This is a genomic window from Candidatus Brachybacter algidus, from assembly GCF_016707225.1.
GTDB lineage: Bacteria > Bacteroidota > Bacteroidia > Chitinophagales > Saprospiraceae > Parvibacillus > Parvibacillus algidus.
On the sequence record NZ_JADJID010000001.1, the window covers coordinates 875,805 to 896,565 of the forward strand.

Annotated in this window: 11 protein-coding genes and 1 tRNA gene; 6 read left to right on the top strand and 6 right to left on the bottom strand. The window is 35.7% G+C overall.

Features of this window, described 5'->3' with window-relative positions; all coding sequences use genetic code 11:
- Window positions 1–20: 20 nt before the first annotated feature.
- The gene (locus IPI15_RS03635; protein ID WP_287400783.1) at window positions 21–1,694 is read right to left on the bottom strand and encodes a peptide MFS transporter; all 1,674 of its coding nucleotides are present in this window, start codon (window positions 1,692–1,694) and stop codon (window positions 21–23) included.
- Between the two features lie 921 nt (window positions 1,695–2,615).
- On the opposite strand from IPI15_RS03635, the gene IPI15_RS03640 reads away from it, so the two are divergent.
- A complete protein-coding gene (locus IPI15_RS03640; RefSeq protein ID WP_287400784.1) occupies window positions 2,616–3,179 on the top strand; it encodes a hypothetical protein in 564 nt (187 codons plus the stop codon).
- A gap of 7 nt (window positions 3,180–3,186) precedes the next feature.
- Window positions 3,187–4,215: a hypothetical protein gene (locus tag IPI15_RS03645; protein ID WP_287400785.1), complete on the top strand. Its 1,029-nt coding sequence runs from the start codon at window positions 3,187–3,189 to the stop codon at window positions 4,213–4,215.
- 624 nt (window positions 4,216–4,839) lie between these two features.
- Here the strand turns inward: IPI15_RS03645 and IPI15_RS03650 are convergent.
- Window positions 4,840–6,249 carry a glycoside hydrolase family 47 protein gene (locus tag IPI15_RS03650; protein WP_287400786.1) on the bottom strand — a complete coding sequence of 470 codons (1,410 nt, stop codon included), beginning with the start codon at window positions 6,247–6,249 and terminating at the stop codon, window positions 4,840–4,842.
- A 71-nt stretch (window positions 6,250–6,320) separates the two neighbouring features.
- Between IPI15_RS03650 and IPI15_RS03655 the strand changes: the two genes are divergently transcribed.
- From IPI15_RS03655 to IPI15_RS03665, 3 genes are all read left to right on the top strand, one after another.
- A complete protein-coding gene (locus IPI15_RS03655; protein ID WP_287419210.1) occupies window positions 6,321–8,798 on the top strand; it encodes a PIG-L family deacetylase in 2,478 nt (825 codons plus the stop codon).
- Window positions 8,799–8,921: 123 nt separating this feature from the next.
- The gene (locus IPI15_RS03660; RefSeq protein WP_287419212.1) at window positions 8,922–10,604 is read left to right on the top strand and encodes a sodium:solute symporter family protein; all 1,683 of its coding nucleotides are present in this window, start codon (window positions 8,922–8,924) and stop codon (window positions 10,602–10,604) included.
- Between the two features lie 115 nt (window positions 10,605–10,719).
- Window positions 10,720–12,177: a T9SS type A sorting domain-containing protein gene (locus IPI15_RS03665; RefSeq protein WP_287419213.1), complete on the top strand. Its 1,458-nt coding sequence runs from the start codon at window positions 10,720–10,722 to the stop codon at window positions 12,175–12,177.
- Between the two features lie 67 nt (window positions 12,178–12,244).
- On the opposite strand, the gene IPI15_RS03670 is transcribed toward IPI15_RS03665, so the two are convergent.
- The 4 genes from IPI15_RS03670 to carB all read right to left on the bottom strand — a co-directional run bounded on the left by IPI15_RS03670 (window position 12,245) and on the right by carB (window position 18,352).
- Window positions 12,245–14,527: a CotH kinase family protein gene (locus IPI15_RS03670; RefSeq protein ID WP_287419215.1), complete on the bottom strand. Its 2,283-nt coding sequence runs from the start codon at window positions 14,525–14,527 to the stop codon at window positions 12,245–12,247.
- A 446-nt stretch (window positions 14,528–14,973) separates the two neighbouring features.
- Complete coding sequence (locus tag IPI15_RS03675) at window positions 14,974–15,171, bottom strand: hypothetical protein (protein WP_287400792.1); 198 nt, start codon at window positions 15,169–15,171, stop codon at window positions 14,974–14,976.
- A 160-nt stretch (window positions 15,172–15,331) separates the two neighbouring features.
- Window positions 15,332–15,403: transfer RNA gene (locus tag IPI15_RS03680), tRNA-Arg, on the bottom strand.
- A 132-nt stretch (window positions 15,404–15,535) separates the two neighbouring features.
- Window positions 15,536–18,352, bottom strand: coding sequence for a carbamoyl-phosphate synthase large subunit (gene carB / locus IPI15_RS03685; RefSeq protein WP_287400793.1), 2,817 nt, complete (start codon window positions 18,350–18,352; stop codon window positions 15,536–15,538).
- A gap of 206 nt (window positions 18,353–18,558) precedes the next feature.
- Here carB and IPI15_RS03690 point away from each other — a divergent pair, with 206 nt between their 5' ends.
- On the top strand, window positions 18,559–20,670 hold the full coding sequence (locus IPI15_RS03690) for a peptidylprolyl isomerase (RefSeq protein ID WP_287400795.1): 2,112 nt from the start codon (window positions 18,559–18,561) through the stop codon (window positions 20,668–20,670).
- Window positions 20,671–20,761: the final 91 nt, after the last annotated feature.

Here is a 20,761-nt window from a genome sequence, read left to right on the forward strand (position 1 = left end):
AATTTGAAATAGAATACATTTTATCTGACACCGTGCATCATCTTTTTCAATACAGGAGTCAATGCTGCAAGGATAATAGCTGCAACTCCGCACAATACAACGAATACCATAAAGAATTCATATAGACTGGTGATTTGGAACCCAGCAAAAGATGGATATTCCCATGGTATCTGATTGTCTTTGAGTAGCTGAATCTGCTGCATTGTAGGAGTTATGGTCTTGTCTAGAACACTTTGAAGGTTAACTCCAAGTTCAGTTGCTTTAGTAAATTTCTCACCTGTAGCAGGTAGAATTGAACCTAAAGTACCTGCCAATGCATATCCTGCTGCATTAGAAATGAAAAATACACCATATAATAAGGAGGAAAATCTCTTAGGCGACAATTTTCCAACCAACGACAATCCGATAGGTGATAGGCAAAGTTCACCCATAGTTTGGATTAAATATAATAGGATCAGCCATTTAACAGCCAACATTCCTGTATTGCCAAGATCTTTCACATTATTAGCGATAATGAAATAACTGATTGCAATTAAGAGTAATCCTATTGCTTGTTTTAATGGAGATATTGGTTCCTTGCCTTTTGATCTTAAAGTATCCCATAGCATACTGAAAGGGATGGCCAGAATAACAACAAATAATCCGTTAAAGATCTGAACCATAGATGGTGGAATATTCCAACCCATTATGTTTCTATCTGTTTGATTATTTGCGATGAAGGTCAAGGACGAACCTGCCTGCTCAAAGGCTGCCCAGAAAAATATAATAAAGAATGAAACAATGTAAATTACCAAAATTCTGTCTCTCTCAATTTTGTTAAGTGAAGAATCAGATAGAATAAGGCCGGCTAATGTGATACCTGCAGCATAAATCAGTGAATAGATAATATTTTGCTCAAAACCGTAGTGAAATAAACAACCTAACCCAATTAAAGCCGCAACTGCAAAACCCAATGACTTTGATGAAAAACTAGCTTTCTGAGCTTCTCCTTCTTCAAAGTCCTCATTGACATTATTTTTTGGAAGACCGCCTATCGCCCTTCCTGATGGAGTAACTACATATTTATTTTTTAAGAAGAAAAAAGTTAATGTTCCAATTATCATTGCTATTGAAGCAGCAAGGAAACCCCATCTAAATGCGTGAATATTTCTTACTCCATCAACTACTTCGTCACCTAGAAATGGACAGATAAATTGTCCAAGGAATGCACCAATATTAATCCCCATGTAAAAAATTGTAAAAGCTGAATCCAATTTTGTTTTCTCTTGCTTTGGATAAAGACTACCTACCATAGAGGAAATATTTGGTTTGAAAAAACCATTTCCAAAAATGATCACACCTAAAGCCACCCACGTAAGTGATGTCGCCATGCTGAGATTGGAACCAAAGGTACTTGCACTTATAAATAATAAGAACTGGCCTATTGCCATCAATGTACCACCGATGATGATACAATTTCTATTACCCAAAAATCTATCAGCTATAAAACCTCCTAACATCGGAGTCAGATAGCAAAGCCCTAAAAATCCTCCATATATCAATGATACATTGGATTCTGGCATCATAAGTGAATGAACCATGAACAAGGTCAATAAAGCCCTCATTCCATAAAAGTTAAATCGCTCCCACATTTCTGTGCCGAAAAGTACCCAGAGTCCTTTTGGATGTTTAGTAGGTGTAGCCACTGTGCTCATATAATATTTTAAATTTGGTTTATAAAAAAAATCTTATTTCAAAAAATCAAGACGCTAAGATAAATTATTTTGTCAAATAATGATAATGAGATGTAATAAAATGAAAAAGGAGGCATTTGGCAGTATAATAGTATAATGGTATGTCAACATATTGGAATGTATGTAGGGACATGGCTTGCCCTTGTACGCAATAATTAAAACAATATGCCAAAACATTATGATGCAAGTACTGAAATAGCTCCCCTTGTCCGCCATGAATTGGATATAAGAAATATTATAATTCTATAGTATTAAAGTCTATAGTACTAAAGTATGACGGTATTTTCAAAGATCAACTGCAGGGATAGGTTGAGACCTGTCCTGGAAGTTCATCTTTGCAATATGTTGTTAACGATGTAAGCTTAGAACAGATAGTATTAGAGTATGATAGTTTTTAGTGCAACAATTAACCAATGGAGAGTGCACCGAATTCAATGGAAGAGTGCACTAATGTCAAATGATAACGGGAAACCGCACTTATCACTTATTTCTGAGTAACCTCTGGCTCCTCAGGCAACTCCGAGTTTAAAATTTATATTTAATGGGTTTTCGTATCGTGGAATCGTTTGTGGTTTAGTTGAATGTTTTAATAAAAACATAGGATCCTGATTAACACCGAGTTGCCAGAGTAACACAGAGTTTTTATAATTTATGCTATATGAGTTTTGTAACTTATCACCAGATCACCTGATCACCAGATCACCTGATATCATTTATCACCTTCTCACCTCCTAAATTCTTCACCTTCTAACTTTCGCTGGGCATAAAAAGGTTGCTTGTATAGCATAATAGGGAATTAATCGAATAAGAACTGTGTTAAATCGTTTAATTGGCGACATTTATAAATACTTACTTATTTTTACACAAACATTTAATAAAATCATGTCAGAAAAATTAGACCAGTTGTCATCATTATTTGAATTAACTTCAGAATCAGATATCAAAAGTCTTGAGTTCTTAATGAAAGCTCTGGAAAAAAGTAACCAGGAAGGTTTTGATTATATCGAGTTCAAGCAATCATATGCTGCATTGATCAAACTACCGATGGATAAGCCACTAGCTATGATGTCAGCTTTCACCACAGGAACTACAATGGGCCTTACGAAAGATAAGCTGGTAAAGAGTGCTGAGTTTTACAAACAAATCATCCAGAAGGAAAAAGTTCAGTTTGATTCTGCGCTAAAAAATCAGAAAGAGGCCAAAGTTGATGGAAGAAAAGCCGAACAGCAAAAACTTCAATCTCAGATAGACCGAAATAAGGATCTTATTTCTAAACTTCAGTCAGAAATAAACGATTATCAAAAAAACATCGATGGTGTCGATAGCCAAATTGCTGAATCTATTGCCAAAATAGAAGATTCTCGTTACAAATTTGAACATACCTTTGCTGAGATCATAACTGAGTTTAACAAAGACATTGAATTAATTAACCAAAACATTAAATAAAGTCAGCATGACACAACTCACACCATTCAGTAGTATTGATGGGAAAGCTAAGACATTTTTGCAACGTCCTGAAGGAAAGGCCGGTTTGTTTGTTGGAGCAGGAATATTAGTTGGAGGTGGATACCTTCTATATCAGGCTTTGCCTGTATTGATCGAATTGGCTATGAATACGCTGTATCTATCAGGGATGCTTATCGCCTTAGGCGCTTTGCTGTATATGGTTTTTGACCCAAAAATGCGCAACCTGATCTGGTACATGTACAAAAGCATCATGAGGACTGTCACAGGTTGGTTCGTTCAAATAGATCCTATCGGTATTCTGAAAAGTTATGTAGAAGACCTGGAAAACAATCTTAAGAAGATGGGTACTCAAATAGGCAACCTAAAAGGTCAGATGCGTAAACTACAGACCATCATGGAGCAGAATAAGGATTCCATCGACATGAATATGAAAATGGCAAGTAAAGCTAAAGAGATGGAAAAGGATCAACACATGGTGTTATCTTCAAGAAAGGCTGCAAGACTTACTGATACCAATGAGAAATATACCGTTCTGTATCAAAAGATGGAAGTACTTTATCGTATTCTTACCAAAATGTATTCGAATTCAGAGATACTTGTAGAAGATACACGTGATCAGGTCAAGGTGAAGGAGCAGGAGAGATCGGCTATCCGTGCATCTCATAGTGCAATGAAATCAGCGATGAATATCATTTCCGGAAATTCTGACAAACGTGCCATCTTTGATCAAGCCATGGAATCTATCGCTGATGATGTAGCCATGAAAGTAGGGGAGATGGAGCGTTTCATGGAAATGTCCACCAACTTTATGGATAGCATCGATCTACAAAATGCAGTTTTTGAAGAAGACGGCATGAAAATGTTGGAACAATGGGAAAAAGATAGCACGCTAATGTTGATGGGTAATAAAGGAGAGAAGAGTAATTTAGATCTTAATGCTCCTCGTCCTGAACGTGTCATTCTTGGAAACGAGAAAAAAGATGATAACGAATATGATAAGTTTTTTGAAGCTTAAAAGTGTATCAATATAGATGAATGGGCTTCGGGGGTGACTTCGGGGCCTTTTTTTATGGGTAATGGATAATGGGTAATGGGTAATGGGTAATGGATAATGGGTAATGGATAATGGGTAATGGATAATGGGTAATGGATAATGGGTAATGAGTAATTGATTGTTAATTTCAAAATTAAAGGCTTTAATAAATCTTCGCGTTCAATAGCCCTTTACTTTAGTCATGGGTGAAATTTAGAATAGCAAAAATGTTAAATTGAAGCGTAAATTTTAAAATGTGCCCTTTAGGGACAGGTCGCGACCTGTCCCTAAAGGGCACATTTTAAAATTCATGTGAAAGTCTTCGTTCAATAGCAGCTAAAGTTGTAATCATAGATTAAAATCCCTTAGTGTCCTAGTTTATCATTACTAGATAAAGTTAATAAGCGTATGCCTTTCATTTTTCGGAAAAATTAGCACCATTTATCTTAAATCTTCATTAAATTCGGTGCAAAACTGATTATCCTATAACGAATGTTTCATGGTTGAAAATTATCCTCTGTGATAAAACTTTTTCTCTCTCCCGACTTTCTCACCTTCTCACCTCTTTACCTCTTTATTTTCTCAACTCTTTACCTTCTCACTTCATCACCTTCTAAACATCATTCCGTTTGTACTAATTATATATTGCCCTAAAGTGTTGGCGACTTCATCATTATAAAGTAAAAAAGCATATTTAAGGGTGGAAGAATAGAAATAGTAATCCATTTGATCCATTTTTTCTAAAGTTCTTACATCCCTCAATGCAGCAAAACCATTCGTGCCATTCTTACAAAATTTTATCATTGAACTGTACATATAATCCCCTGCTTTCAGATATCTATCTTTTGAAGTCATTCTATAAAGGACTGCAGCAGACTGAATGGCTTGCGGGCGTAAAAGGTAAGATGCTGAAATAACTTGTTTGGTCTTGTAATTCATTTGTTCGGGTGCAATACCATATTCAGCCCAATACTTTATGACAGATTCCATCATATTCTCAGCTTCTTTAATATCACCTGAATTAGCTAATAAAATCGGAAAAGAGCATGATTGCGCACTAAATTCCGGATGCACTTGAGTCCCATATGCCATATTTCCAAGTTCATACCATGTGCCCATATTAGTAAATTCCTTTAGGTACTTAACTACGGCAGAAATACTTGTATTGAACATTTCCATTAATTCTGCATCATTAAACATAACAGCAGATTTGTAGAGATCGTCATACCAAATATCCATGCCCTCCATTATATGAGTTTCAGGATTAGTCCATAATCCGGTTCTTATATCGATAGCTGCACCCAACAAATTAAGTTTTGACTTTTTACTATAAAGAGTTTTAGCAGCACTTTTGGCGGCATTAAAATACTTTGGATCTTCAGTCAACTTACTTAGTATTCCATATTCCAGTATTAGGCCAGCTATTTCATCAGGATTACATATTTCTCCTGAGGCGATCCCTGTCTTAAGATTTATATTTCTATAAACCAGACCATAAGGAGCTCTAAAGACAGGCATCATTTTATCACCCAATTCAGTAGCTAAGCGTAAGAATTTTTCATCCCCGTCCATTTCATATGCACTAAGCAAGCCACCAAGCACCACATGAACCATTTCTGCATGGTTGACATCTATATCCTTGTCAAATGAAAGTTGACTTAATATTAATTCCTTGCATTCAAGAGCTTCTGAATCCAACTTCATAAGTTTTAATGTCGTATAGGCACTTAATGGTGTGAAAAGTAAACTTTCACCATAATAATCTTTGAAAGACTGGGATAATGGTTTCAACTCATCTCTTCCCCAGGCAAATTTTTTGTAGGCTGTCCAGGAATCTTTCATCTGTAAAATTACATCAGCTGAAAGGGAATCTTTATCTATCTTTTTATCTTCCAGAACTATTGGCCTGGAGCCTCTCAAAGTAGTTTTACACGAATAAAAATAAGTACAAATGAAGACTATACATATTAATTTGTATAATAAAGTAAACTTAGAATCAATATTGATGTTTCTCATGAAAAAATTTTTAAATTTCGAATTTGCGAAATATTTTACTTTATTTTGGTCAATTAAAAGCAATAATTTTGATGAAAAGTTGTCTAATTCTAATTCTATTGGGTTTAAATACCTTGGTTTACAGCCAGCAAATTGGTCCGGTTCCTTCCAATGTTATTTATGTCCAGCTACAAAAATTGAATGTACTCGGGAATGCAATGTATCTCGCTGCTCATCCTGACGACGAAAATACAAGATTGATTTCATATCTCACCAATCAAAAACATTTTAATACAACTTATTTATCATTGACCAGAGGGGACGGCGGCCAAAACCTTATAGGAACGGAGCTTGGAGCCTTATTAGGTGTTTTAAGGACTCATGAATTATTGCAAGCTCGATCTGTAGATGGAGGCAAGCAATGGTTTACCAGGGCCAATGATTTTGGTTTTTCTAAGCATCCTGATGAAACTATGAGCTTCTGGAAAGAAGCTGAAATTTTAAAAGACATGGTAGGGGCCATCAGACGATTTAGACCTGACGTCATTATTAATCGATTTTCAACAAAGAACATTGGTGAAACACATGGCCATCATTCAGCATCAGCTATTCTTGCAGACAAAGCTATCTTACTTGCCGCTGATCCAAATTATAAAATTGAAAATTTTCCATTCGGACCATGGCAGGTATCGAACATGTATTGTAATACCTCTAGTTTTTTTTATAAAACAAAAGAAGAATTTGATAAAGCTGATAAAACAAACCTATACAAGCTTGATTGTGGGGTATATTTTCCATTATTGGGCTATTCAAATGGTGAATTGGCTGCACGCTCAAGAAGTATGCATCGGTGTCAGGGATTTGGATCAGCTTATAGTCGAGGCTCCGTAATTGAATATCTTGAACTACTCAATGGAACTGCGGCTTCTGATAAAAATAATCCTTTTAGTGAGCTGAATACTAATTGGGATAGGGTAGAAGGAGGAAGCGAGGTGCAAGTCGCCTATGATCAAATCTTGAAGACTTTTGATTTTAACATGCCACAGAATTCTATACAGGCTTTGATCAGTCTTTATGACAAGGTAGGTTCATTGAAAGACAATTATTGGAAAAAAATTAAACAAGATGAAATCAATCAAATTATCCTTAACTGCGCCGGGTTTTATACTGAAGTTGTAACAGATCAACAAACAGTTTGTCCAGGTGATTCAATAAGGGTAGATGTAGAATATATAAATAGATCTCCTGAAGCTGTTAGCATTAATTCGCTGACCCTCATAGGCAATCAGCTTAAATTGAAGGAATCAACTTTAGCTTATAATAATGATATTAAAGAAACTTTCAAAATAGGCTTACCTCAAAATTTGCCATTTACTAGCCCATATTGGCTAAAAGGTAAGTTTTCCCCTATGATGTATGATGTTAAGGACAGAATGATCATTGGGCAACCAGAAAATGATCCAGTGATGATAGGAATGATGGAAGTTCAGATTAGCGGCCATAAAATTTCTTATCCAATAGAACTTTTTTATAAATCTGTTAATCCTGCATTTGGTCAGAAATATGATAAAATTCAGGTTGTCCCTGAACTTACAGTAAATCTGAAACGAAATTCAGTAGTTGCTAAATCTGATCATCTAACAAAAATAGAATGCATAGTTCGCTCTTCAAAGGGGTTTAAAGTGGGTGAAGTAATACTTGATCTTCCAAAGGGTTGGAAATCAATTCCAGCTTCTATTCCAGTAAGTTTTAAGTTCAAAGGTGAAAAAAAGGATGTTTCTTTTATGATAGAAGGTAGCCATTTCGATGGTATCGATTCGATCGGTGCCCATGTGATATCTGATGGCCAAACATTTAATAGAGGATTCGAAGAAATAAAATATGATCATTTGCCATACAGGGTCATCAATATGCCGAACAAAGTTGCAATGTCTGTAGTAAAGTCAGTCAAATCTTCAGGAAAAATCGGATACATTTCCGGAGCTGGAGATCTTGTTTTTGAGTCACTTAGAGATGCCGGGCATGACATAGAACTAATCGATCCTACAGGTTTTGACTTGTTAAATTTTAAAAAATATAAATCTATTATACTGGGCATCAGAGCATTTAATGTTCTTGATCAATCAGAGCAATTAAACAATACGCTGAATCTTTATACCGAGCAGGGTGGGCATGTCATAGTCCAATATAACACAAGTAATAATCTAAAGATCAAGCAATTTGGGCCCTATCCTTTGACACTTGGCAGAACAAGGGTCACAGATGAACATGCAGTTATGACTATATTGCAACCGGATCACAACATCTTTAATAAACCTAATAAGATCACACAGGATGATTTTAAGTACTGGGTTCAGGAGCGAGGGGTTTACTTTGCTGATAAATATGATGAGCATTATATACCAATGTTAAGCATGAATGACAAGAATGAAAACCCATCTAGTGGCTCTTTGATCATAGCAAATTATGGCAAAGGGACCTACATTTATACCGGGCTGGTATTTTACAGAGAATTACCTGCAGGAATACCAGGTGCTTATAGATTAATTGAGAATATGTTATCACTTTGATATGGAGGAGAATAATCCGTTAGAAAGTCGAGAAAATTGGACAAGGGCCTACATTTTGGTTGGTCTTAGCCAAATCATTTTATTAGTTATTTTTTTAATGATCCAATATAAATTCAATCGTTAATGAGGGAAGTCGACTGGGTAGTATTGATCGCCACATTGCTTTTCATTACAATATATGGTATTGCTAAAAATATCAATAATCAGACGGCAGAGTCATACGTAGTGGGCAATAGGGATATGAAATGGTGGGCTATTTGTATCTCCATCATGACAACTCAAGCGAGTGCTGTTACCTTCATATCTACACCTGGTCAGGGATTTGAGGATGGAATGCGATTTGTTCAGTTTTATTTTGGACTTCCAATAGCAATGATCGTGCTTTCAGTATTTTTTGTGCCTTTGTATTATAAGATGAGGGTGAGTACTGCATATGAATTCCTTGAAACGAGGTTCGACCTTAAGACCAGAACTGTGACTTCTTTACTCTTTCTTACACAAAGAGCTATGGGTGCAGGTTTGACGATCTATGCGCCTGCCATAGTGCTTTCGGTGTTGCTTGGGTGGGATCTGAAATGGACTATAGTAGCACTCAGCATATTGACTATTTCTTACACTACATTTGGTGGTTACAAGGCGGTAGCACAGACCCAACAATTTCAAATGTTGGTGATTTTCTTAGGGTTATTTTTAACTTTTATTATTTTATTAAATAGTCTGCCTGATGGAATTGGTCTGTCTCAAAGTCTTGCAATAGCAGGTCAGACAGGGAAGATGAACCTTGTGGATTTTAAAGTTGACTTATCAGATAGGTACAACTTTTGGTCAGGTGTAATTGGTGGTTTTTTTCTATTTATGTCATATTTTGGTACAGATCAATCACAGGTAGGCAGGTATCTTTCAGGTGCTTCGCTGAGAGAGAGTAGATTGGGATTGTTGTTTAATGGTATTCTTAAGATACCAATGCAATTTTTCATCTTGCTATTGGGAGTGCTTGTCTTTGTCTTTTACATTTATAATAAACCTCCTATCCATTTTAATCCGGTTAATATTTCAATTGTTGAGAAATCTGAAGAAGCGCCTCAATGGAATAAGCTCAAAGACGAATATAATTTTTTGTTTTATGAAAGACAAAGGGAATATAATAATGTGCTCGAGCATCCGGAAGCCAAATCAGAAAAGATCCAAAGCATTGAAAAGACTCTTGGCCTCATGCGATCTAATGCGGATAGCTTGATTAAAAAAGTGGATCCAAATCTGGATACAAATGACAAAGATTATGTGTTCATATCCTATGTACTCTCATATCTTCCTGTAGGAATGGTGGGGTTATTAATAGCAGTGATCTTTTCAAGTTCGATGTCAAGTAAGGCTTCTGAACTAAATGCGCTTGCTTCCACCACAGTAGTTGACTTGTACAAAAGATCTATTAGACGAAATAAGGATGACAAACATTATCTGAGGGCAACTAAGTTCGCTACCGTATTGTGGGGATTGTTAGCTATGGCTTTTGCAATGTTTTGTTCATTGTTTGAAAATTTAATTCAGGCGGTTAATATCGTAGGTTCCTTGTTTTATGGTGCTGTTTTGGGTGTTTTTGCTGTGGCATTTTTCTTCAAGAAGATTGGTGGAACAGCAGTTTTTTGGGCTGCCATTCTTTCAGAGGTTGTAATTTTGACTCTTTATTTGCTTGGTGAAAAAGGGATAATCAATATTGCATTCTTGTGGTACAATTTAATCGGATGCGTATTGGTCATAATCCTGGGTATAATTCTACAAGGTCTTATTCCTAATAAAAAATTGTAATTGTCATATTTCCATTTGCTGTATATTTTTCTTAATTTTAATATGTACCTTTATAAAAGTTAAAATGGCATTTACTCCTTTCATTGAATATTTTTAAATCTAAATAATTTATTCTATGAAGCCGATATATACTTTTGTCTTTATTTTTTTATTGCTTAATATAGGTAAGTCTCAGATGAAGCATGCTGAGATAGTTGCTCTAGCTAATTATCCTGGTGCTTTGTTACAGGATTTAAATCTTAAAAATGGTGATAGATCATTTACGCTCCAACCCGATACTATTATCATTTCAAACTTTGAAAATGAATTACAAAATCGAAAGGTCACTTATGTGATTCAATATGAAGATGATAAAATCCATATTGTTGATTTTGAAGTTTTTCATATTAATCAAGGAATTATAAGAATTTATTATGATTACAAAAACACCGGATCACTTTATCAAACACGTTTTTATAGTTTAAAAAATGGAAATGAAGAATATTATGGAAAAGTCCACTATAACTATGATTCAGACAATAGACTTATATCTTATATTGATTATGACAAAGATAATTTAGTCGGACAAGGTGATTCACTTTTGATTGAGTTTGATGGGAATTTAATCAAAAATTATACCCATTTTATATATAATACAGAAAATTTCAAATGGGATGCAGACAAAAATATATCACAAATAGTTTATAACAATGGAGATATACAAGAATATCAATTAATACAATATTATAGCATAAATAATGATATTTTTCAAGATAAATTTAAATTAGAAAATACTAGATTTATTCCAGGAGCTCAAAATAGATTATTTACTAAAATTGATCCCTACTACATTTACGATTCGACGAATATCAATACTTCAATACTTTCTCCAACTAATGGATCAGATCTGCTAATTACAGGTCCTTCGGGTTTTGACAAGTGGTACTTCAATGAAAATTTGCAACAGTATACTTTGAGTGAGAAAACAAAATTATCCCCTTTAAACAATGATTATGTGGTAAGTTACTATAATATTGATGATACCTCCGTGATACTTGGTACTAGAACATATTACATTGATGCGCAATCAAAATTGACTAAATCTCTCTATATGAGTTCTTTTGGAAGTGAAGAGAATAATTTTCAATATAACATACACGATCGTATAGAGGAGTCAAATTATTTGTTTAATAATAATCTAGTAAGCCATAAAGTTTTTAGTTATCAAATAGATGATGATGGTCGCCTTATTGAATATACAAATAATGAATTGAACACCATAGCTGGAACATTTAGAGACGAATACTATTTTGGATACAAGGAAGGTTCATTGAAGCGGTCAATTAATGAGGATCAATTGCTGACTATCTTTCCTAATCCAGCGACTGATTGTATCCTTGTAAAAGATCCAAAAATATCAATCGAAAAAAATACTTCACTAAAGCTTATAAATATAAGCGGACAAATATTGAAGGATATTAAATTGAGTTTGGATCAAATTCTAATTGATATAAGTTTTTTAACTGCAGGGATATATATAGTTCAAATATACGATGGCAGTAATTTCCGAGTAACAAAGTTTATTAAAAATTGATTTAACTAAAGCAATAAATTAAAAGAGAGAAACAATAATTGTTCCTCTCTTTTAATCTATAATATCATTATCTGAGGTGAACGATCCTTACTCTGCCCACTTCATCATTTCTTCTTATCGTACAGTAATAAACTCCAGCGGGCAGAGCCGAAACATCAATCACATTCTCAACACCATTTAACATCTTTTGGGATTTTAACAGCTTGCCATTCATATCATTAATCTCCAAATTGGTGCTATTCGCATCTTTTTCAAATTTGATTTTTAATTGGTCATAGACAGGATTTGGATAAATTTGGATATTCATTGATTCCAGGGACTTGGTCTCAAGATTCACGATATTGATTATCTGACTTGATTCACTAGAGCATCCATATGAATTGGTCGCTGTTAATGTAACATTGTATGTGCCAACAGTCTCATATTTGTGCAGAACTATGGAGCCTGATGCTGTATTCCCATCGCCAAAATCCCAATGATAAATATCCTCCAAAGAGTTTCCAACTTCAAACCTCCAATTCAATCCATCCAAGTGGCTTGTTTCAAATTTTACCTCATTTGTTTCACTACTAGTAGCAATGGTATAATCCAGCCATTTAAATCTGTTTTTAATCCAGCCTTTTAGTCTATTGATTTCTCCGGGATAGTCTTCAGGAACAGGTTGTGGATTGGGCCAAACATATGTTCCCAGAGTTGACCAAATATGGAAATTGTGATTATATGCTCCATTCATTTCAGCTACTTCAGCATCTATCATGTTATTTAGGCTGTCTAGGGATAGAGTTGAGGTTCGTAACGATTCCCACCTACACTTCAAATGAGCCATGAATGTGGTATCCTGGATTATTTTCTCCCACCAGAAGGGAACGGTGCCATCAGGGCATTTATAATTTATCTCCCATGCCCAACCTGCTGTTGTATAAGCCTCGCAGAAATCTGCATTCATCCATCCTAGATCAAAATCCCAAACAGGCCCAAAATGTATTTTATTATCCTTGGTATCTTTATTTTTGTACAAAAATGTGCTTAATCTGTAAGCATCAACATTTTTTGACATTTCCTGGATCAACATAAAGTCTATAAAGGAATTTTCATCTGCATATCGCCTCCAACCTATCTCAGGATCTTGAAAATCAGGACCATAAAGTGCTGTTTCAAAGCTGTCAACAAAACTTGAAAGGTAGGCTTTCTGAGAATCAGAAATATCTCCGTCTTGTGGATATTCAAATAAAAAATTTGTCTTGAAATCATCATTATTTGGAGCTGAATATTGTGATGTCCATCCTGCATCTCCTTGACCTGTATTGCGGTCTATTTTAAAGATATATCCGCCAGTCACATCACTTCCTGAATTGTCATCAGTAGTTAGTTTTGAAATATCAACCCTATTCTTGTTCCTTTTTACTTTTTCCATCAAAGAATAAATACCTCTGTATTCTCCATTGATGAATAATTCACAGAGTCTTGTTCGACTTGCATAGTGACCCATTCTTCTGAATAGCTCATAAGTCATATTGTTTCTAATAAGTGTCTTGTCGCTATAATGCGCATTTAATATCCAATCACTTTCTTCCGGCATGCCCAATATTGAAACATCCAGGTCTTCACCCAGGGCGTCTTGAACTTCAAAACCATAGGATTTTTTTGGGAAAGTCTGTGAACTTGAGCCTCTGAATTCTATGCCAATATCTCCGACAAATGAATAAGTGGTATCGGCCAAATTGTTATCTAAATGTTCTTCATTGGATATTATATACATAACAGCGCTCACTTTGGGGTCATCGACTATCGTGGCCTCTCCAGTTTCAATCTTTACGATTGGAAGACGACTCGATGCAAAAGTATATGGTTTTGCCGGCTCATTTCCAAATTGGATAGACCAATCTAATAGATCTCCTTGATCTGCAGGATAGACATCATGGATGATCAGCTGCCATTTACCGTTTGGGTCTGAGCCATCATTTATGGTTCCAAGATCGCCGACAGGCCTCCATGTTCCTGTAAATGGCCCACTACCATTAAAAATACTTTGCGTACTAAACGAATTTAAACAAGTTAGTGTAAAATTGTCTTGATCACCACCGATGCTTTCGATAAGTGTAATGATCTTACCTGATGGTGATTTTAATCTTATCGTAAGATCTGAATCATATGTATGAGTGATGTTAAAACAAATTTCTTCAAGTCCAAAGTTAGTTGTATCCATAGTTTGCGGTAAGCCGGATACATCTGCTTCAAAAACTATTGTGGAAAGATCATCCGGGATCAGCCCAAAGGTGCCATTAAAAGTTTGAGCTTTGATGCTCAAAGACATCATCGTAAATAGAGAAGTGTAAAAGATATGCTTCATTTAGTAAATTTTAAGAGACCAAAGCTATGAAAAGGATTAATAAATTATCAATGAATATGCAATTATATTATACAAATAGTTGATTTTTAGCAAAATAATTTCCTAATAGTATTAATACATGTTCCCAGATGTTAAATTTTAAAATTAAAACAAGTACTTTGAAAAAATATCAATCATATTGATAAAAATTTTTAATTTTAGTTTACATCTTGTAATTTAGATGATACCACATGTACCATTATTAACCATAATGTTTCTGGATATACAATTAATCAAATTTGTAACACATAAGAAAATAATATGGCGTCAATGGGTCAATTGAGGTTAAGGTTTGCTCAAAATAATAAAACTGTTGGAGTTACTGTGGATTATATCAAAAGTATCAACCCTAGGATAAGTGCATCGTTATGCAAAATGATATAGCAAAGCAGGCAAAAGCTTAATGATTAATCCGTTAGAATATCCCTGGTCGCTTGATCCAAACTTTTGCTCTTTAATAATGATTTTATATATCCGGCAGTAGTTTTTAGAATGGTCTTTCTTTTAACAATAGTTTTATGGATAACTCGGATCACAACAGGCTGAGAATCATCCGCATATACTTTAGAGGAGGCTTTTCGCATCTTAATTTTAATAGATGCCATAATGAGCGTTTATCAGGTTAAACATAGGGTCAATATTGTATAACGTTTGATTATATTTTACACATAAAATATTGAAGGGTCAAACATCTCAAATGTAGCTATTCACTAAATAAATAATGCTATTTTATGCATTAAACACAAAATAGCATTAATCAAAGGGTAGTCCCGCCAAGAATCGAACTTGGATCTAAAGTTTAGGAAACTTCTATTCTATCCGTTGAACTACGGGACCGGTAAAATGCAAATTTAGATTATTTAAGTTTATATCTTAAAATAAGCTACACTGTTTCATAATAAATCGGTAATCGGTAATGTCAATACTCTATAGTTTAGCGTCTAGAATCTATCATCTAGTGTCTGAATCCTACTGATACAAGAACATCGCCGCATTCCTTTCCAATTCCCTAAAATGTGGATCCTTCAGATCTTTTATAAACCTGATCGATTCACCTGTCGACTTCATCTCTGGTCCTAATCGTTTATCAACCTTAGGGAATTTATTGAAAGAGAACACAGGTTCCTTGATCGCATATCCTGTCAAATGTGGTTCGATCTTAAAATCTTTCAACTTATGTGTACCAAGCATCACTTTTGTAGCGATGTTCAAAAAAGGCACTCCATATGCTTTAGCGATGAAAGGGGTCGTCCGACTAGCCCTAGGGTTAGCTTCGATAACATATACCTTATCATCTTTAATTGCAAATTGAATGTTGATTAGTCCTCTGATGTTAAGTGCTACTGCCAATTGATAAGCATACTCCTTCATAGATTCCAGTGCTTTATCTGAAAGACTATAGGTTGGCAATAACGCATTGCTGTCACCTGAATGAATACCTGCAGGTTCGATATGCTCCATTATGCCCATGATGTGAATGTCATCTCCGTCGAAGATGGCGTCTATTTCAGCCTCCTTGGCCCTTTCGAGGAATTGGTCTATCAATACTTTATTATCAGGCATATGTTTGAAGATGTTCAAAACAGATTGCTCCAGTTCTTTATCATTGATGACGATCTTCATTCTTTGCCCTCCTAGTACATAAGAAGGCCTCACAAGGACAGGGTAGGAGATACGAGCTGCAATATCCAATGCCTCATCTGTATCGTCAGCAGCGCCATATTCAGGATAAGGAATATTAAGAGATTTTAATAAATCTGAGAAATACTCTCTATCTTCCGCCATGTCCATACTCTTAAAGTCAGTACCTATTATTTTGATACCATGTTTATGCAGCTTTTCTGCAAGTTTTAGAGCTGTTTGACCGCCTAATTGGACAATGACTCCTAACGGTTTCTCTAATTCTATGATCTCGATGAGATGTTCCCAGAATATTGGTTCAAAGTATAACTTGTCCGCCATGTCGAAGTCAGTTGAAACCGTTTCAGGGTTACAATTGATCATGATAGCTTCATATCCTACTTCTTTTATTGCTAGCAAGCCATGGACGCAGCAATAATCAAATTCTATGCCCTGGCCTATTCTGTTAGGACCAGAGCCCAATACAATGACCTTTGGCTTATCGGATGGAATGCTTTCATTTTCTTCGTCAAAAGTGGAGTAGAAATAGCTGGTACGTGCATCAAATTCTGCTGCACACGTATCTACTTGTTTGTAAACCCTTCTTATGCCGAGTTTATATCTAGCTTTTGTTACTTCCTCTTCCTTCACCCTCAATAGCCAAGCTATCTGAGCGTCAGAATATCCGGCTTGCTTGATTGTCATAAAGAAATCATAAGGTATATCATCAGGGACATTGAATCTAATGATCTCTTCTTCGTATTTACAGAGTTCTTTTATCTGACGGATGTACCAAGGGTCAATTCCGGTTAACTTCTTTAACGTTTTTTCAGGTATTCCAAGTCTGATTGCATCCTTCAGTCTATATATCCTGTCATCGCTGACTTTTACTAAGCGCTCCATGATATCTTCTGTTCGGATCCATTCCTTAATGTCTGCCCCAAGTCCGCTTCTACTGTTTTCCTGAGATTGACACGCTTTCTGAAGGGCTTCCTGGAAACTTCTGCCAATGGCCATGACTTCACCGACAGATTTCATCTGAAGGCCAAGTGTATGGTCGGCTCCCGGGAATTTATCAAAATTCCAACGCGGCATTTTAACGATCACATAATCTAGCGTAGGTTCGAAAAGTGCAGAAGTACTTTTGGTGATCTGATTCGACAATTCATCAAGTGTATAGCCTATAGCTAGTTTAGCTGCTATTTTAGCTATCGGATATCCTGTTGCTTTACTTGCTAATGCGGAAGATCTTGAAACTCTTGGGTTGATCTCAACCGCAATTAATTCTTCTGTGTCAGGATTCTGGGCAAATTGTACATTGCAACCTCCACAAAAGTTTCCAAGTGAACGCATCATTCTGATTGCATCATTCCTCATCTGCTGATATCCTGTATCGCTTAAAGTCATGGCCGGTGCTACTGTAATACTATCCCCGGTATGGATACCCATTGGATCGATGTTTTCTACAGTACATATAATAATGACATTGTCATTGTTGTCTCTTAAAAGTTCCAGTTCATATTCTTTCCAGCCTAAAACGGCTTTTTCGACCAAAACTTCGTGAGTAGGAGAGGCGTTAAGCCCTTGACGAAGTGCTTCTCCAAAATCTTCCTCTAAATATACTAATCCTCCACCGGATCCTCCCAGCGTATAAGAAGGTCGAATTACGAGCGGGAAACCGATCTTTTGAGCTGCTTCCATTCCTTCCAGAAAAGAGTTTGCAATATGTGACGGTGCCACCTGCATTCCGATATCAATCATTAATTGTCTGAAAGATTCTCGGTTTTCTGTCAATTCTATTGCAGCCAGGTCTACACCAATCAGTTGTACGTTATATTTTTCCCAAACGCCTTGCTCAGCTGCTTCAATACAAAGATTGAGTGCAGTTTGTCCACCCATTGTTGGAAGAACGGCATCAATCTGCCTTTCTTCAAGAATTTGTATTATACTTTCTACATTTAAGGGAAGCAAATAAATATGATCTGCCGTCACGGGGTCAGTCATTATTGTTGCTGGGTTAGAATTGATAAGAGTCACCTCAATGCCTTCTTCTCTGAGGGATCTAGAAGCCTGAGTTCCTGAATAGTCAAACTCGCAAGCTTGACCAATTATTATCGGTCCGCTGCCAATGATAAGTACTGACTTGATGGCTGTATTCTTAGGCATAAATATTACTTGTTTTTGATTGGCGGCACAAAGGTATAAAATATATATATATTCATTTCAATTCTATCAAATATGAAGACGGATATTAATTAAAATAGCTAATATGTTAGTATATTTTATAATATTATATTTTTATTTACGCTAATTGCAATAAAATATTACCTTTGCACGGATTTTTTAAAATGAAGTAAAACAGATTATAATACATGGGAATAATCACAAGTATAAGAAAGCGTGGTGGTCTTATGATCGTCTTGATCGGGCTGGCAGTGGCAGGATTTATTGTTATGGATGTCGTCCAGAACAGGAATATGTCAGGTAATGTAACCAATGTTGGTAAAGTAGGTAGTCATACTCTTGATTTCAACGATATGAGGTCAATGGAAGAAATTCTTTATCAAGGATCTGATGCTGACGAATACTCTAAGAGAGAATATATCTGGAATTATTTTGTTGATAATTCAATACTGCAAACTGCAGCTCAAAAATTAGGTCTTGCAGTTGGTAAAGCTGAATTGATAGACATGCAGTTTGGTGCTAACATCAGTCCTCTTATGGCTCAGCGTTATGGTAACCCCCAGACAGGGCAGGTAGATATGGCTCAACTCCAAAACGTTAGAGATCAAATCAAAAAAGGTACACTTCCTGCAAATATGGCTTCTTTTTGGGCCATTCAGGAAAAGGAAATCATTAAAGATAGATTGGATCAAAAAATGACCTCTCTATTTACAAAAGCGATTTATACTCCAACATGGCAGGCTGAAGCTGTAATAAATGATCAGGGTGCTCCTATCAATGCACTTTATGTAAAGGTTCCTACTTCTTTTATTAATGATGCTGATGTTAAACTAACGGACGCTGATTATCAGAAGTATATTGACGCACACAAAGGAGCCTATACCAACAAGACTGAAACAAGAGTTATCAGTTTTGCAAGTATATTAGTTGTAGTAAGTAAACAAGATACCTTGGACTCTGAGCAGATTATTAAAGATAAAATGGAAGATTTCAAAACTGCTGCTAAAGATTCGGCATTTGTTTTAGCAAATGGTGGAACGATAAGTGACGTTTATGTTAAATCTGACCAACTTGATCAAGGCATAAAGTCTAAAGTATCTGGCATGAATACAGGTGATGTATATGGTCCTTATGTCGAATCGAATGTTGTTAAAGCTGTCAAGTTATTGGGTAAATCTTCAGTAGCTGACTCTGTGAAATCTAGACACATTCTTATCTCTGCAAAATCTCCGGCTGAGTTTGAAGTAGCTAATAAAAGAATAGATAGTGCGATGGCAGTCATCAATGCTGATAAGTCTAAGTTTGCTGCAGTAGCTAAGGCAATTAGTACCGATGGCGGAAGTGCAGTAAAAGGAGGAGATCTCGGATATGCACCTCAAGGTAAATTTGTTAAGCCATTTAATGATGCTATATTTTTTGATATTAAAGTTGGTGATATGAAAAAGGTCACTTCTGACTTTGGAGTTCACTTGATCCAGGTGATGGATAAAAAAACGTTGGGTGATGCTAATGGTTATAAAGTAGCATACATAAGCACAGAATTGGTTCCTAGTGAAGAATCTCAGAACAGGGTAGCAGCTCAAGTTCAAACTTTGGTGGCGGGCATTAAAACTATAGATCAGTTGGAAGCTAAGATTAAAGCTACACCTGGTTTGCAGATGCAAAATTCATTTGCTGTTGATGAGTCTGATTTCGCACTTCAAAATGTGCCTCCGGGACAAGGTAGCCGAGATATAATCAAATGGGCTTTTGATTCTAAAACTAAAGTTGGAGATGTCGCTCAAGAACCTTTTCCAATTCAACAGACTGGTAAATATTATGTCGAGCAAATAGTAGTGCCTGCTTTAAAAGTTATCAACAACAAAGGTGTGAGTGAAGTAGCTTCTATAAAAGCTGATATAACACCAATGGTAATGGCAGAGAAGAAAGTTGAAATGCTGGCGGAAAAAGCTAAAAATACTAAATCTCTTGAAGCACTTGCTCAGGAATTCAATGTAAAAGTAGATACGGCAAAAAGTGTAGTTTTCGGAGCGAATTATGCTCCGGTATTTGGGAAAGAACCTAAAGTGGTAGCCGCGATCTATGCATTACCAATTAATTCAATATCTCCTTTAATTAAGGGTTACAACGGTATCTTCCTTGTTAAACCTTATGAGAAGACAGCAGGAGCAACAAGGCCGCCAATTGAAAATGCTAAAAGGTTCTATTCTACAAGTATTAAGCAACAAATGAATGGAAAAATATTGGATGCATTAAAGAAAAAAACTGATATTACTGATAACAGGGGTAAACTGTTTTAACAGTTTCCCAGTTTAGTAAGAAAGGGTTTTTTGGGACAATGTTCTGAAAAACCCTTTCTTTTTTTATTTCAGTGCAATTTTATGAAGTAGA